Genomic DNA, 14729 nt, shown 5'->3' on the forward strand with positions numbered 1-14729 from the left:
CAAACTACAGTTATGATTGGGTGAGTATTTAAAAGCCTGACGTGACAGACAACTACCTCAAGCGACAAAAGATAATTAGTGTTGTTGCGATCGCCTCTTGTATTACAGCTTGTAGTATGGCTCCAGGCACCTCCCCACAATTGGGGTTGAACCAGCCTTTAAGGAAAATCCATGCTGCACAAGTTCCAGATCATCCAGCAAAAGGCCAAATTAATGCCCAGCTACCGCCATCAGCCAAAGTAGAAAACCTTACCTTTACAGTCCCAGCTAAATTTCAGGGAAAAACAGTTTATCAGGTGAAACCCAGGAACGACGAGAAGGTTATTGCTCTAGGCATTGATGATGGTCCCTGGCCAAAGACAACCCTAGAAATGCTGGATATCCTGAAGCAAAATGATGTTAAGGTGACATTCTTTTGGGTAGGACAAGCTTTGCAAGCAAATCCTGACCTAGCCAAGCGTGAGGTAGCCGAGGGACACGCCATTGGCAACCATACTTGGCATCATTGGTATCGGCGAATGGATGAAGCCACAGCCAAGAGTGAAATTGATCGCACAGCTGACCTGATATACAAAACTACAGGAGTCAAAACTGCTCTGTTTCGTCCTCCTGGAGGCGTTTTAAACAATGGACTAGCCGCTTACGCCAAAAGCCAGAAGGACGCTGTAATTATGTGGTCACTAACTTCAGCCGATACTGACCCTCACGCCAAACCGCAGGCATTTGTAAATAATGTCCTGAAAGGCGCAAAACCAGGTTCTATTGTTTTGATGCATGATGGTGGCGGCGATCGCCACAGAACTATAGAAGCATTGCCACAAATCATTAGCGGACTCAAACAGCAAGGCTACCGATTTGTGACAATTCCCGAACTTTTAAAAATGGGGCAATAAAGGGTGAGAAATTCTACTCACCCTACTAGTTTATTCGCTCATCACAGAAGCACTGCTCTCTTGAGCTTCCTGCCAAAGTTTGTGCAAAAAGAACTCAGCGCGATCGCTGATAGTGGTGACAAACACACCTACAGCATCCTTATAACTATCAGATAGCCAAGAACCCCGCAGGGTGACTTCCATATATTCGGCATCGCAGGCACAGAGGGCAATGATTCCTCTGTCATCTCTTTTTACCTCAGCCCTGAGTATTTCTACTCCTGGCAAATCAACAGGAAGCAAAAAGGAAGCGGTATTGGGTTCAATGCACAAACCTTGCCCAACTCGCAGGGATAAAATTACTCGCTGTGCTACCCATTCTTCAAGTGACAGAGTGACACATTCCAAATCAAAGCTACTTTCAGTGTAAGTTAATTTCAGCATTCCTTATGCTCTCCTGTTATTCCAGGCTTCCTTGCATATCTATCCAAAACTGTTCAGCAAAAGAAATCGCGGGGTGAATTGGTGCTTTTGGCTTGGTACGCAGTTGCATACCAGCTTCAAACAGGGTGCAATCGCCTTTACGGGAGTTACATCTTTCACAAGCTGCGACTACGTTATCCCAAGTGTGAGAACCGCCTTTAGAACGTGGCATCACATGATCTAGCGTTAGATGTTTGCCGCTACCGCAATATTGGCAACTGTGATGGTCTCGTCGCAACACTTCCCGGCGATTCACTGGCGGAACTTTCCACATCCGCTCATTGGAAGTGATTGTCAAGCGAATGTGTTTTGGTACCTCAATTACCAAACTGGGTGAGCGAACTCGCCAGCCGCCTTCTGTGGTAAAACCCAGAGGTTGGGCTTTGTTGCTTACTAACAGCACAATCGCCCGCTTGATATTCACCTGACACAGTGGCAAGTAATTTTGCGAAAACACCACCACAGATTGCTCTAACACTTGCATTGCGATCGCGCCGCGCCTGGAAGATATCGTCACAGCTTCACTCCTGATAAAAAAACCCCCGCTTCCTTTCGGTGAAGCGGGGGTTAGAATTGACCGGAAAATTTTCTGGTCTCATATTGGTACAGTATTTCTTTGCCTGTACCCCCCGCTTTTTTGATCTAGTTGTGGTTTTGCAATCAACGCATTAATGCTGAGATGTCTAAAATCATAATTACCCTCTGTGATTTGCCCATGATTTCGGCTACCATCGCCCATAAATAAATACTCCACTCCCATAGCAGCCGATTCCCAACCGGCTCGGCAATTGGTAGCGCACAAATATCTAGAGATGGGGTAAATGGATTTCACAGAAAATTTCACCTATTAAACATTCCTTTAAACATACTACACTTGTATTACTGTCCTGTCTATACCTTTAAGGAGAAAAAGTGATGCATACGATCGCTCGCACCCCAACCACCGATATGGAAGTTACCAGCATCCGCCTAGAGCGGGAACTCAAAGATAAGCTCAAAGAAATAGCTGGGAATCAGGGATATCAAGCTCTGATCCGAGATATCCTTTGGAATTATGTCCAGCAAAAATCAGGTGAGTGGAAGCCTCGATTTTCCCGAACCGACATTCGAGCTAGCATAGCTGCCACAGCTTGGCAAGAAGAACGCTGTGTACTCACAGGTCAACTAATTCAACCTCAACAACCGATGTTGTTAGGACTGACCAGGAATGGCGATATGGTTCCTCTGAGTGTCGAGAGCTTGGCTGGATAGTCTTATATTTAGGCAATGCAGCTCAGTTATTAGTAATAATAATTGGGCTGCATTCAAAATTTAAGTTTTATGAATATTTTACTGAGAGTTACGGAGATTAAAGAGTAGCTTGTTGAACCTACTAATTTCAAAAAAAAAATTAACAAAAATTTATGAAATAAATTAAATGAATTAAGTAATTTTACATTAAATTCACGGCAGTTTTCCTGAAAATCCAGAGAAATTACGGTTTATGTATATCTTACAGATAGGATAAAGTTAAGAAATTATTTCAATATATAGCAGTCAAAAATAAGCTAACTGAAGCAGTTATAGGATATCTTAAGGATTCTATTACTTATGTACCACTGTAGCAATTTGCTTGATCCAGTGGGGACTTGGCCATCTGAGATAGAAATCGGCTATAACAGGTGAGAGAAAGTACTCATACAAGATTTATTAATTATCAAGGTGTAACAACATAGCTAACAGTGAAGAATATGCCAAGAGGTTGGGTGCAAAAACAATGGTGTTATTATCCGAGGGCGTGCCAAGAATGAAAAAGCCTTTATCGTCGCCGCCACATTACGTCGATGAGACAGTTCCACTACAACCTTACCAAGGGAAGCTGATGCAGCATCAGGAAGAATCTGCCAGCCAGTTAGTACAAAAGATTAACCAAATTATTGTCAATAGCTCGGCGACAGCATTGATGCTGCAAGATATTGCCCAATTGTTAGGAGTTGTCTTTCAAGTAGATTGTTGCTGCTTGGTTTCAGTAACCGATAAGACATCCGAGGATGCGACTACTACTAATTGGTGTGCTGATGAGTATTTAGGGTTGCCACCAGAAAAGATGTTTTCAATGGAACAGTTGCTTATGCAGTCGCCAGTGCTGCAATGTGCTGCCCAACCATTGATTATTGAAGACATTTCCCTGATTCACAACAGTCTGGTAATTGGCTGTCAATATTTGCCACTACCGATAAAAGCAGTTTTGGCAATTCCCACGCGATTTGGTGGCAATAATAATGGGGTGGTTAGTCTGATTAAATTCCAACCTTATGATTGGAGTGAATCAGAAAAACAATTGCTCAGAGAAGTAGAGTTAGCTTGCGCGATCGCTTTTTCGGTAGTGGCACAAGCCCAGCTAATTGCTGATCAAGAGCAGTATCTGCAAAAAAGCAATCAGTATCAAAACTTGATCAAGAAATTAACTCTACTAAGTCGTAGCAACTTGGAGCATAGTCAAATGCTCCAGTTAGTTATCGACTCGACTGCCGAATGTCTACAGGCAGATCGGGGTTTGCTTATACAACTAAAATATACAGATCCACCATCTAGGGCTCAAGCTAAAAAACAAATTCCGAAAGCTAAAGCTACGGTGACCGGTGAATGGGCTAGGGAAACGCAAAGTTCCCGCAGTAGTAAACTAGACACCTTAGATAAGTCTTTCTTGGTTTCAGACTGTAGTTTATGCCAGCGTGCCTTCATGGATTCTGGAAAACCAGTAATTTTCGCTAACTATACAGACCAAAACGATACCTCGACAGCTGCTCGATTATTTGCAATAGAGGAATTGCCTGCGGTACTGTTAGTGCCATTACAAAGTCAAGGTAAAATTTTAGGATTTTTGGTGCTACAGCAAGCTGTGATTCGCACTTGGCAACCAGCAGAAGTAAATCTTGTGGAAATGGTTTGTGCCCAAGTGAGTAACGCCATAATTCAGTCACAGACATTGCGCCAAGTGCAAACTTTGGTAGAGCAGCGGACGGCGGAACTCAGTAGTAGTCTGAAACTCCAGCAAAAATTGCATGAAAGAACACGCCAGTATGTTGAGCAACTGCGAAAACTTAACGAACTCAAAGATGAATTTTTGAGCAACATGAGCGATCGCTTGCGTTATCCCCTGACAAATATGCTGATGTCAATTCGGAACTTACGTTTGCCAGGAATAGCACCAGAGCGTCAGGTTAAATACCTGGAGATTCTAGAGCAGGAATGTTCAAAGGAAATCAACTTGATTAATGACTTGTTGACACTCCAAAAGCTAGAGTCGCCCCATGAAGCCCCACAATTAAAATTTATAGATTTAAATACTAGAATTCAGGATATAGCAGCATCTTTTGAGAAAAAACTCGCAGAGAAGGGATTAAAGATTTCTGTAGATTTACCAGAGGATTCGCTAAAACTGCAAACTGAACTGGAGAGTTTTGACCGCATTCTCCAAGAGTTGTTAACTAATGCTTGTAAATACTCAGAGCATGATACCATCGTCCACTTACACGCCTCTCATCGAGTTGATCAGCAAATTGATCAAGTTATCATGAAGGTAACGAATATAGGACGTGCTATTTCCGAAGAAGAAGCCACCTACATCTTTGACAAGTTCCGTCGCGGAAAAGGACGCTGGACTCCAGGAACTGGCTTGGGACTTGCTCTAGTCAAGTCTTTAGTGCAGCATTTGAATGGAGCGATCGCTGTTGAAAGTCTCTCAATCTCGGATTCTGAACAGAGCGAAATTTGCTTTACCCTGAGTCTGCCGCAATTTTCTGACGAAAGCAAACCATAATTCTGAAAGTGACTAAAAAACAGAACATCACAGAGAACCCGGATTTCCATTCTCACACTGATAACACCAAGCTAGAGGAAGATTTACCTTCTCATGCATTTCCTCTGTCAGCTAAGGTAGAAGTTGAAATTGAGAAAATAGCAGAGCGGCAGCGGCAAATTACTGCTAAAGTCCAAATTCCCCACCCAGTGGCAGAAATCTGGAAGGTTCTGACAGATTATGAAGCTTTACCTAACTTCATCCCTAATCTTGCCAAGAGTCGTCTAATCGAGCATCCCAAGGGTGGTATTCGACTGGAGCAAGTAGGCTCCCAGCGCTTACTGAATTTCAACTTTTGTGCGCGGGTAGTTCTGGATCTGGAAGAATTCTTCCCTAAAGAAATTAATTTCTCTATGGTTGAGGGAGATTTTAAAGCCTTTTCTGGTAGCTGGTGCTTAGAACCTTATTCCCTCGGTGAGTATATAGGAACAAATCTCTCCTATACAATTCAAGTTTGGCCTAAACGCACTATGCCAGTGGCAATCATTGAAAATTGCCTGAGCAAAGATTTACGATTAAATCTTCTGGCTATTTATCAACGTGTAGAAGAGTTAGCCAGCAAATGAGGTTGTGTGTAGTTAAACTATTATTCAGAGGAAATCCTAAATGATAGTTTTACTTCCTAGATTTTGAGTAAAAAAGCAAGAGCTTTTTATTTATTTTAAGTACCCCCAGGGGAATTCGAATCCCCGTTACCTCCGTGAAAGGGAGGTGTCCTAGGCCTCTAGACGATGGGGGCATCGGACTCAGACCTTTTATAATATAACGAATTTCCTGGCTGTTGTCAACAGGTTTTGCCAAAAAAAGTTTGTGGCAGCTAAACTGGGTGGAAGCAAAAGCTTGAAGAGGATAGAAAGATATGGAGACACAAAGAAAATTCCGTAGATGCTTATCTGGGAAGCCGCATGCGAGCGCGCTCGGTGCTGAGAACTTCCAGACGCGCTCAGATAGAAAAAGCGCTGAATTCAGCAAGGGACAAAGGGTATGATGTTGTACCCTGTAGAGTTAATATCTACGGTTTTTTACAAAAGATTTTGAAATAAATCACTCAAAATCTACAACATGGAAGCATCTTTTGAAATCACCCTACAAATGGCGATCGCTGTCCTTGCAGGCATTAGCGCTCAGGTGCTGGCTGCATACTTTCGCATACCCAGCATCGTCTTGTTATTGCTATTGGGTATTCTGTTTGGCTCTGATGGTTTAGGACTGTTACATCCGCATTTGCTAGGCACTGGACTAGAAGTGATTGTCGCCCTAGCAACGGCAATAATTTTGTTTGAAGGCGGACTTAACTTGGATCTGCGAGAGTTAGGTAGAGTTTCAGTCAGCCTGCAATTGCTTGTGACTCTGGGAACGCTGATCACATTGCTTGGTGGGAGTATGGCAGCCCACTGGCTGGGTGAGTTTCCCTGGAAGATAGCTTTTCTCTATGCTTCCATAGTTGTGGTTACAGGTCCAACCGTCGTTGGCCCTTTGCTCAAACAAATCAATGTCGATCGGCAAGTGGCAACACTTTTAGAAGGAGAAGGGGTTTTAATTGACCCTGTAGGGGCTATCCTCGCCTTCGTTGTCCTCGATACGATTTTGAGCGGCGATACTGACCCGATCAATGCGATCGTTGGTTTACTTATACGTCTGGCTGTTGGTGCGGCAATTGGTGGTGCTGGCGGTTATCTGATGAGTTTGATTTTCAAACGCGCTGATTTTCTGTCATTCGAGCTAAAAAACCTAGTGGTGTTGGCGATACTTTGGAGCCTGTTTGCCTTATCGCAAATGATCCGCAGTGAATCGGGAGTAATGACAACAGTAGTTGCAGGAGCAGTCTTTGCTAACTCCTCAGTCCCAGAAGAACGTTTGTTACGGAGTTTTAAGGGTCAGCTAACAATTCTCAGCGTCTCGGTGCTATTTATCTTATTAGCTGCTGACCTATCGATTGCGAGTGTGTTTGCTTTGGATTGGGGTGGTTTATTCACCGTTTTGGTATTAATGTTTGTCGTTCGCCCAATTAATATTCTGTTGTGTACCTGGAACAGTCACTTAAACTGGCGACAGAAATTATTTTTAAGCTGGGTTGCTCCGAGAGGAATTGTTGCCGCCTCCGTAGCTTCTTTTTTTGCGATTTCACTGACACAGCGCGGCATTAACGGCGGTGATTCTATCAAAGCTTTAGTTTTCCTGACAATTATCATGACTGTTGTCTGCCAAGGATTAACTGCTGGCTGGGTTGCTAAATGGCTGCAAATCACCTCCAAAGAGGCAACTGGGGCAGTGATTGTGGGTTGTAATCCCTTGAGTCTTTTGATTGCGCGATTCTTTCAAGAACGGGAAGAAAACGTGGTGATGATTGATACTGACCCTCAATGTCTTGTGCAAGCCCAGGCGCAAAATCTGCGGGTTATTGCCAGCAGTGCGCTGGATGCTGCGGTTTTGGAAGAGGCAGGACTTGCTTCTATGGGCACTTTTTTGGCGATGACAAGTAATGGCGAGGTGAATTTTGTTTTGGCTCAACGCGCAGCTGAGGAATTTAAGCCGCCGCGTGTCTTAGCTGTTTTCCCGCGTGATCCGCAAGCGACTACCTCGGTTAGTAATAAAGTTAATCAAGCTTTTATCCCAGACTTAGCGATTAAAACTTGGAATGAATATCTGAATGATGGGCGAGTCAAGTTGGGAACAACCACACTAAATGAGTCGGAATTTTCCACTCAATGCGATCGCATCCAAGAAATGATTCGGACTGGGGTATTAATACCACTATTGGTAGAACGAGAAGAAAGCTTACAGGTAATGCCAGCTAACCAAGACTGGGAAGTTGGCGATCGCATCATTTATCTGTTGCATGATCCCAGACCTAGCCTGTTAAAACGCTTATCTGGTGCCACCCAATCGACTCCCCTCTCTCTAGAAAAGTTACCAGAGGTTGAAGACCTATCCCTGGCTCAATTTTAGATTTTTGGTCGCAGCTGGGATTTTGGATTGAAGGAAAAATCTATAAGCCCAAGGCGGGCAAGACTTCGGCGTGAGCGCTCAGTCCTTTGACCCTTCTCTACGAGACGCTACGCGTAGCTTGCTTCCACGAAGTGGTACGACAGGCTCAGGGCAGGCAAGCTCAGGAACCATCGAACGCTGCCCACCCCACAAGTAGTAGTAATTTATTTGTTGAAAATCTCTAACTCCTGTACAGACGCGATTAATCGCGTCTCTCCTAACTCCTAACTCCAACCCCTAACTCCGCTTGATACATTTGCCATTCCTGCCACACTAAAGCCGATAAATTTACGATCGCCAGAATTAGCGTCACCACCGAAATTAGATAACTGTGTATCGTGTAAAGGTGTTCGACGGTAGTTGTGTTAATGGCTCCACCGCCAGTCAGGATCTCGCGCAGTTGTCCACCAATAAAAGGAATAGCTTCGATGGTTCCTAGCTCAATGCTAAAACGCCAGTATCCTTCCTGAGTCCAATCTAAAATCATCGCTGTCCAATCCAGCCCGATCGCACTTAGGGTCAACAAAATCCCACTAATCCAAGCAGTCAGCCAACTCTTGCGAAATTGCCGACCTAAAAACATCACCACAATTTGAATTAAGGCGATCGCAATTACCGCATTACCAGCAATATCATAGGCTCTGCGAAACAACCAGCCGTATGGCAGTTGTGTGTTAATCATTTTTAAGGAGTTATAAGCTCCGCCTGCTGTCGGTTCATAATAAAAAGCAAGCAAAACTCCGGTAGATACATAAATTAAGCACAGAGTCAAAATCACGACTGATAATATCGTCGCTATTCGTCGCAAAATCTTATCGAATTGGGTGCTTTGCATGGCTCACCCCTCCTGTTCTTAACTAAGTATTAATTCTTATTACAATTTTAGCTAAGAAATATTAATAAATGTTGCATTTATCAGAAAAAGAGCAAGTTTTTTAAATCAAATATTGCACCCAAGCTTTTAAGGGTTCTGCTGAACCATACCAAATCCCCGGACTTCTGGGAGAATGCCTCACACCTTCAATCACCAGATTTTCTGCTCCCTGCAAATGAGCAGCTTCAATGGGTGTGATTCCATCTCCCCAAGTGTTACCCTTCCCACAGGTTAGTTGGTAACTACTGTAAGCTAACCAGCTACCGCGCCGCCTTTCTCCAAAGATAGTTTTGCCAGCCACACAAACGTAACGAACGTTTTTGTAAAAAGCTCCTGGGTAGTTATTCGTGACAAAATCTAGATTGGAGCGCGTCCAGCGTTCTTGGCTAATATGGGGTGTACCCAAGGTGATGAGAGTCGCAATCAGGGGATGCGCTTTCCAAAGGAATGGTTTGAGATCACCGCCTGCTAAATAGGGCTTTTCTCCCATGTAGATGCGGGATATCCAACCTCCGGCTGAGTGACCAATCAAGTTAATTTGAGTAGCATTATGTTGCTGCAATGTATCCTTGATTGTGCGATCGAGTTGTTGCAGAATCCGGGTTACTGGTCTTCCTCCAATACTGGGTAGCCAGTCACGCCGTCGCAGTGGGACTGTAACTGTGGGGAAATCTAACTGTTGTAGGGATTGTTCTAGTTGGCGGTAAGCGATGGCGGTTTCTAGATATCCAGGTAAAATAACTGTCGGTAAGGGCATTTTGAATTTGGGATGCAATGATTGAAGGTTTGAACTTTTTTGAGGAAGAAGTAGTCAGATTTAGAAGCTAGAATTGCGATCGCCTGACTGACTCCTTTTATCAAAACCTAAATAGCTTTAGTGGGGTTTAGGGCTAGAATGTCAACAAAATTGTACAATTTGCAACAGTTTTCGGGGCTGCTAATGTGATAGTATTTTCACATAGTGACTAGTCTGGGACAAGCAAGTGTACTATCTGCCACAGAAGCTTAGTTGACTGGAAAACAGTAGAAAAACTAGGCAAGTTCAGCAGATTTTGTGATGTACTCAAACTTGTGTGTTTACTTAAAGTTTATAAATATCCCAGATATTAAATCTAATTGTGTGCGTCATCAAATAAAAAATCAAAAGTAATAATTTTTAGCAAGCTGAAATTTGAAGATATGATAGAGCGTCATTGATCAATTAAAAACTTGAATAAATGGCAATTTTGGCGTTTTGATTGCCAGCATAGGAAGTTATTATTTCCTTAGAGGGACGCATCTTTTGCAAGATATTGCAATCAAGAGAAAATCGCTAGTAAACTGCAACTGAGCCGAGTGAACGATAACAGTTATGTCTTACGTCTCCCTGCTGAAAAATATACCAGAAATCTTAAGCCAGCCAATTGGGATCGCAGCTATAGCCTCTCTTGGCATCCACGGTGCGATCGCCATGATTGTGCCATTGATGCCTATGGATTCTAGCAAACCCCAAGAAACAGCATCATCCAAAACAGTCGGACTTTTGGAATTGAGCCAAGCCGATCAAAACCGTTTGCCGCAAAGCACACCCCAAGTTGCTTTACAAAAATTACCTCCACTAGTGGCACTTTCTCCTCCAAACCTTAGCGCTCAAACTGGATTGTCCCCATTGGCACCACCGCCATCGAGTCAACTAGTAGTGCCCCCGCTACCCCTATCACCGAATACCTATCGGGTTTCTTCCTTGCCTACAAGGCAGTCTTTGCGGATGATTCCTAGTGAAAATTTGCAATTTGATGCCTCAAAAGTTGACAGTTCTAAATTTAATAGCAGCGCCAAATTCTCTCCATCAGTTCCTCTCAATAGCAACGCCAAATTCTCTCCATCAGTTCCTCGTTTTAATAATAGTGCCACCAAATACGAGCCATCTAAGCCACTAGCTCTAAATAGGTTGCCACAATTGCAGTCGCAGAAAATACCTGATGATATTCTGCAAAATGCCCAACCTTCAAACTTACCTGACATTAGCCCGATTGCAACAGCACAGGGAAATAGAAGTTTACAGATGACGCAACCGGGTAATGATGCGTCTAGAATTGGTCAAAATCGGCTGATAAATTCTCTAAAACAAGCTCCCATGTCTGGGAATAACTTAACCCAAGCTAGGGGAAGGACGCTCAGGACACCCAGTTTATCAGGAAAAGGAAGTGAACTGGCGATAGCACAGCTAGACTCCTACGCAAACCTGCGAAAGGAAGTCCAGCAAGAATATCCTAACACTCAACAAAAACCAGTCATCCGTCAAACATTACCCACGGATAAGCCAAATCTTGAAGGTGCTGTTTTGGGTGTATTAGTGGTAGATCGTGATGGTAAAGTCTTAGATATTAAGTTTCAAGACAAGTTAGTTTCCCCGGAATTGCTTGTTAAAGCAAGGGAATACTTCAACAAGCAATCCCCCAAGGGAGATAAACAGATAAGTTCCTATCCATTTAACCTTGTTTTCCAAAACAACATTAGTAACATTACTGGAACTACTCAAGAACAAAAGCCCTCATTATTATCTGTACCAAGAATCAATAGCAATCAGCTTACGCCTTCACCAATAGCTACTTTTAAACCATTACCTGATCTGCGAATCAGAAATAACCAGATCACGCCTTCATCGGCAGCTACTACTTCCGATCTGTTATTGCTGCCGAGAGTCAATAATAGTCAGTCTACACCCTCTGCTGAATCGAAGCAAAAATTAGTAGAACAGTTGCGCGAAGTGAAGCAAGACAGACAAAACTCTAATTCAGAAAAATAATCACCCACTGGTGATTTTGGATTGAGAAACAAGCTAAAAGCGATGAATGATAAAAATTGTAAATTTATCATTCGTCTTTGAAGTATCCTTTTTAGTAGTTGACGAACTGGCGATCGCTAGTTCGTTATATCATATATAGCGGTTCTGAGTTGAGTGAGGTACAAGAACCCCACCCCCAACCCCCTCCCCGCAAGCGAGGAGGGGGCTAAGATGTAACTCATGTGATTAGGAAAGGCTATATATATAACAACTTTGAAGTTCGTTAGAAGCTTATACCTAATAAATACATTTAGCTATTTACAATAAATAAATTCTCTAGTGTTGTGGCTTGGGCATCTCACCCAAGCCACAACAAGTATGACATTATAGCTACTTTAACCAGCCTTGTTCTGCATTCTGAAAAACGTAAGCAGCTACCTCCAGAATCTCCTCCTGACTTAACTTGCTTTTAAAGGCAGGCATGGCATTTTTACCATTTTGCACTTGGTGGATAATCGCCTGGATTGAGTCGCGATCATAATTTTCTAAGTACTTTGATAATGCTTCCTTTTTCAAGTTTTTCTGGCTAATCAGGATGTTACCGCCACCTATATGGCAAGAAGCGCAGTTAGCCTGGAAAATTTTAGCACCAGTGGATGTTTCGGCAGCTAGTGCTGGACTAATGAATGTCAATTTGAATAGGGCGATCGCTAACAATAGGATAAATAAAAGTATTCTCAAGAAAATTTCCTCGCAACAAGCCTCCAGCAAGAGTATAAACGCGATTCGTCCCCGATTAAGTCAAATTTGATCAAAAGTGGCGGTAACGAGTTCACCCCTCCATTGCCACAGGTTACTCAGCGTCTTAGGCGGGGATAAGACTCGTTACCGCTATTTATCCATTGTGGGCGTCACTCAAGTGGCGTGTTGCTATGAACTAATTTGACTGAGAAATCATCTTGTGTCAATCAAATAAGGGTGTTTCTAGCCTTCGACAGTGATTGTACCAATCATGCCAGCACCACGGTGAGGTTCACAGTAGAAGGTGTAGTCACCAGCAGCTGCGTCTGCTGGGAAAGTGGTTGTTTCCTTTTGACCAGGACTCATAAGCAACTTCTTATGAGACAGAGATTTCGCTAAATCGGCGCTCTTGGTGGGGTTTTTAGCAGCATCAAACACAACATTATGGGGAGGAACTTTGTTGTTTACCCATTCAACTGTGTCGCCTGCTTTAATGGTCAACTTTTTCGGTTCAAATGCGAGCATTCCTTTATCGCTACCCAATTTCACCTGGTAAGTTTCAGCCGCAGCGCTGGGAGTAAAAACAGCGAAGCTGCTAACAACTAAAAGGATTGTCAATACAGCTAAACTAAAACGTCGCCAGCTTGCCGAAATCAATTTCATGGCTCTCTCCTAACAAACAATTTTTTATTCCTTTCTCATTTTAAATAAAATCAACGCCAAATATGACAATCTGTCATAGATACATTTTTTTTTCAGGATGGGGAGCAATTTATTGCAAAAAGCTGTGCAGTCAGTAATAAATAATCGACTGACATAGCACAAAAAGCGTGTGAATTAAGGTAAAGATTAAAATCAGAGATTTTTATTTTTTCTTTAGGAATATCCTGATTTTCCCCAAATTTTTTGTCTCCAACCAGGAACATTTTGTGCTGCTGTGAAAACGAAAGCAGCTAAACTTTGGTGAAAATTTGGGAATGGGGAATGGGCTTGCCGTGAGCGTAGCCGAATGGGAGTGGGGAGTAGGGAATTGGGACTGAATTCTTCCCTATGCCCTATACCCTATTCTCTATTCCCTATTCCCAATGACTCAGTTCCGGGATTTAGTAATAGATTTTTCCGCCTCCCCACTTAGTGCCAACGATTTTGGGTTGTAAGAGAATATGACCGGCGATCGCCTCCAAGTTGTCATCAGTCAGATTTCGCATTGTTGTGAAAATATCTGCGCTTTTGATACTGGGGTGAATTTCGGAAATCTCTTCTTCCCCGTCGTAAGTAGTGGGATTTTTCAGGTAATCCACCAAGCCTTCAACGTTGTTACGGTTGGGTTTTGCCAGTGCTAGATCCTCTGGAGCAAGTCCCACGTTCTGGTTTGTTTTAGTAACTCCCCCAGCATGACATTGGGCGCAAGCGAAATTAAATAAGCGTTTGCCTTCTTTGACTTGTTTAAGGCTGAGTACAGTGGTATCACCTTGAGTATTTAATGGCACTGTTCGGGTAGCTTCGTCCAGTTCCACTGCTGTCGCGCTACCGACAAGCAACTGAAACGAGAGTAAAACAGTAACCACAACAACGCCAATTAGTCTTTTAAACATGTTTCCCCTTAAAGATTTTGACGCTCAACACAGCTAAGAACGCGATTCTCAATCTCCAAGCTGCTAATTACTAATGACTCATGTTCTGTGTCATTAGGTATCAGTGATTAGCCAAAGCTCCGAGATAACCCTTTAAGTGACCTCGTTATCACCCTCCAAGTCGCTAGTACCTTTTGGGCGTGTTTCAGTCGATATTTGGGAAATAATTGCCTTTGCATCTTCTAACGCCAAACGGGTCTTTTGGTGTTTGTAGGCGATTCCCAGTTGGTTGCACAGAGAAAACACTTTTTCTACAGGAATGCTGTAGTCGGCTGCTATCTCTGCGATTGATAGGTCTGCAAAACCCATAATGCTTGTTAACTGATAGATAGAGATTGAGTCGCTGTAATACCAATATCACGTTAGGAGTGCAATTTGTTGCTCAAATTAGGAGGGGAGTGGGGAATGGGGAATGGGGGGATGAGGGGGATGAGGGAGACAAGGGGGACAAGGGGGATGAGGGGGAATAACTTTATGCCCAATGCCCAATGCCCAATGCCCAATGCCCAATGCCCAATGCCCAATGCCC

General features: G+C 43.3%; 15 protein-coding genes and 1 tRNA gene. 6 read left to right on the plus strand and 10 right to left on the minus strand.

Annotation, left to right across the window (positions count from 1 at the left end):
• Window positions 1-41: 41 nt before the first annotated feature.
• A complete protein-coding gene (locus HWQ38_RS29925) occupies window positions 42-893 on the plus strand; it encodes a polysaccharide deacetylase family protein (protein WP_292801100.1) in 852 nt (283 codons plus the stop codon).
• A gap of 30 nt (window positions 894-923) precedes the next feature.
• Here the strand turns inward: HWQ38_RS29925 and HWQ38_RS29930 are convergent, their stop codons facing one another.
• From HWQ38_RS29930 to HWQ38_RS29940, 3 genes are all read right to left on the minus strand, one after another.
• Window positions 924-1316 carry an alr0857 family protein gene (locus HWQ38_RS29930; RefSeq protein WP_292801102.1) on the minus strand — a complete coding sequence of 131 codons (393 nt, stop codon included), beginning with the start codon at window positions 1314-1316 and terminating at the stop codon, window positions 924-926.
• A gap of 16 nt (window positions 1317-1332) precedes the next feature.
• Window positions 1333-1839, minus strand: coding sequence for an HNH endonuclease (locus HWQ38_RS29935; RefSeq protein ID WP_292801150.1), 507 nt, complete (start codon window positions 1837-1839; stop codon window positions 1333-1335).
• A gap of 111 nt (window positions 1840-1950) precedes the next feature.
• Window positions 1951-2199: a hypothetical protein gene (locus HWQ38_RS29940; protein ID WP_292801104.1), complete on the minus strand. Its 249-nt coding sequence runs from the start codon at window positions 2197-2199 to the stop codon at window positions 1951-1953.
• Between the two features lie 71 nt (window positions 2200-2270).
• Between HWQ38_RS29940 and HWQ38_RS29945 the strand changes: the two genes are divergently transcribed.
• From HWQ38_RS29945 to HWQ38_RS29955, 3 genes are all read left to right on the plus strand, one after another.
• Complete coding sequence (locus tag HWQ38_RS29945) at window positions 2271-2606, plus strand: hypothetical protein (RefSeq protein ID WP_292801106.1); 336 nt, start codon at window positions 2271-2273, stop codon at window positions 2604-2606.
• A gap of 505 nt (window positions 2607-3111) precedes the next feature.
• Window positions 3112-5157 (plus strand): GAF domain-containing sensor histidine kinase, encoded by a 2046-nt coding sequence (locus HWQ38_RS29950; RefSeq protein ID WP_292801108.1) that lies wholly within the window; start codon window positions 3112-3114, stop codon window positions 5155-5157.
• Between the two features lie 8 nt (window positions 5158-5165).
• The gene (locus tag HWQ38_RS29955) at window positions 5166-5762 is read left to right on the plus strand and encodes an SRPBCC family protein (RefSeq protein ID WP_292801110.1); all 597 of its coding nucleotides are present in this window, start codon (window positions 5166-5168) and stop codon (window positions 5760-5762) included.
• A gap of 100 nt (window positions 5763-5862) precedes the next feature.
• Here the strand turns inward: HWQ38_RS29955 and HWQ38_RS29960 are convergent.
• Window positions 5863-5935 (minus strand) — tRNA-Glu (locus tag HWQ38_RS29960).
• 323 nt (window positions 5936-6258) lie between these two features.
• Between HWQ38_RS29960 and HWQ38_RS29965 the strand changes: the two genes are divergently transcribed.
• Complete coding sequence (locus tag HWQ38_RS29965) at window positions 6259-8145, plus strand: cation:proton antiporter (protein ID WP_292801112.1); 1887 nt, start codon at window positions 6259-6261, stop codon at window positions 8143-8145.
• 256 nt (window positions 8146-8401) lie between these two features.
• On the opposite strand, the gene HWQ38_RS29970 is transcribed toward HWQ38_RS29965, so the two are convergent.
• Together HWQ38_RS29970 and HWQ38_RS29975 are read right to left on the minus strand one after the other, a co-directional pair.
• Window positions 8402-9019 (minus strand): cytochrome b N-terminal domain-containing protein, encoded by a 618-nt coding sequence (locus HWQ38_RS29970; RefSeq protein ID WP_292801114.1) that lies wholly within the window; start codon window positions 9017-9019, stop codon window positions 8402-8404.
• A 100-nt stretch (window positions 9020-9119) separates the two neighbouring features.
• Window positions 9120-9815, minus strand: coding sequence for a triacylglycerol lipase (locus HWQ38_RS29975; protein WP_292801116.1), 696 nt, complete (start codon window positions 9813-9815; stop codon window positions 9120-9122).
• Between the two features lie 594 nt (window positions 9816-10409).
• Between HWQ38_RS29975 and HWQ38_RS29980 the strand changes: the two genes are divergently transcribed.
• Complete coding sequence (locus HWQ38_RS29980; protein WP_292801118.1) at window positions 10410-11846, plus strand: hypothetical protein; 1437 nt, start codon at window positions 10410-10412, stop codon at window positions 11844-11846.
• Window positions 11847-12215: 369 nt separating this feature from the next.
• Here HWQ38_RS29980 and petJ read toward each other — a convergent pair whose 3' ends face one another.
• The 4 genes from petJ to HWQ38_RS30000 all read right to left on the minus strand — a co-directional run bounded on the left by petJ (window position 12216) and on the right by HWQ38_RS30000 (window position 14509).
• Window positions 12216-12566 carry a cytochrome c6 PetJ gene (gene petJ / locus HWQ38_RS29985; RefSeq protein WP_292801120.1) on the minus strand — a complete coding sequence of 117 codons (351 nt, stop codon included), beginning with the start codon at window positions 12564-12566 and terminating at the stop codon, window positions 12216-12218.
• Between the two features lie 243 nt (window positions 12567-12809).
• Window positions 12810-13229 carry a plastocyanin gene (gene petE, locus HWQ38_RS29990; protein ID WP_292801122.1) on the minus strand — a complete coding sequence of 140 codons (420 nt, stop codon included), beginning with the start codon at window positions 13227-13229 and terminating at the stop codon, window positions 12810-12812.
• Window positions 13230-13669: 440 nt separating this feature from the next.
• Entirely contained in the window at window positions 13670-14161 is a 492-nt protein-coding gene (gene psbV / locus HWQ38_RS29995; RefSeq protein WP_292801124.1) for a photosystem II cytochrome c-550, read from the minus strand.
• A 132-nt stretch (window positions 14162-14293) separates the two neighbouring features.
• Complete coding sequence (locus HWQ38_RS30000; RefSeq protein WP_292801126.1) at window positions 14294-14509, minus strand: hypothetical protein; 216 nt, start codon at window positions 14507-14509, stop codon at window positions 14294-14296.
• Between the last annotated feature and the right edge of the window lie 220 nt (window positions 14510-14729).

Source organism: Nostoc sp. NMS7, from assembly GCF_017115085.1.
Lineage (GTDB): Bacteria > Cyanobacteriota > Cyanobacteriia > Cyanobacteriales > Nostocaceae > Nostoc.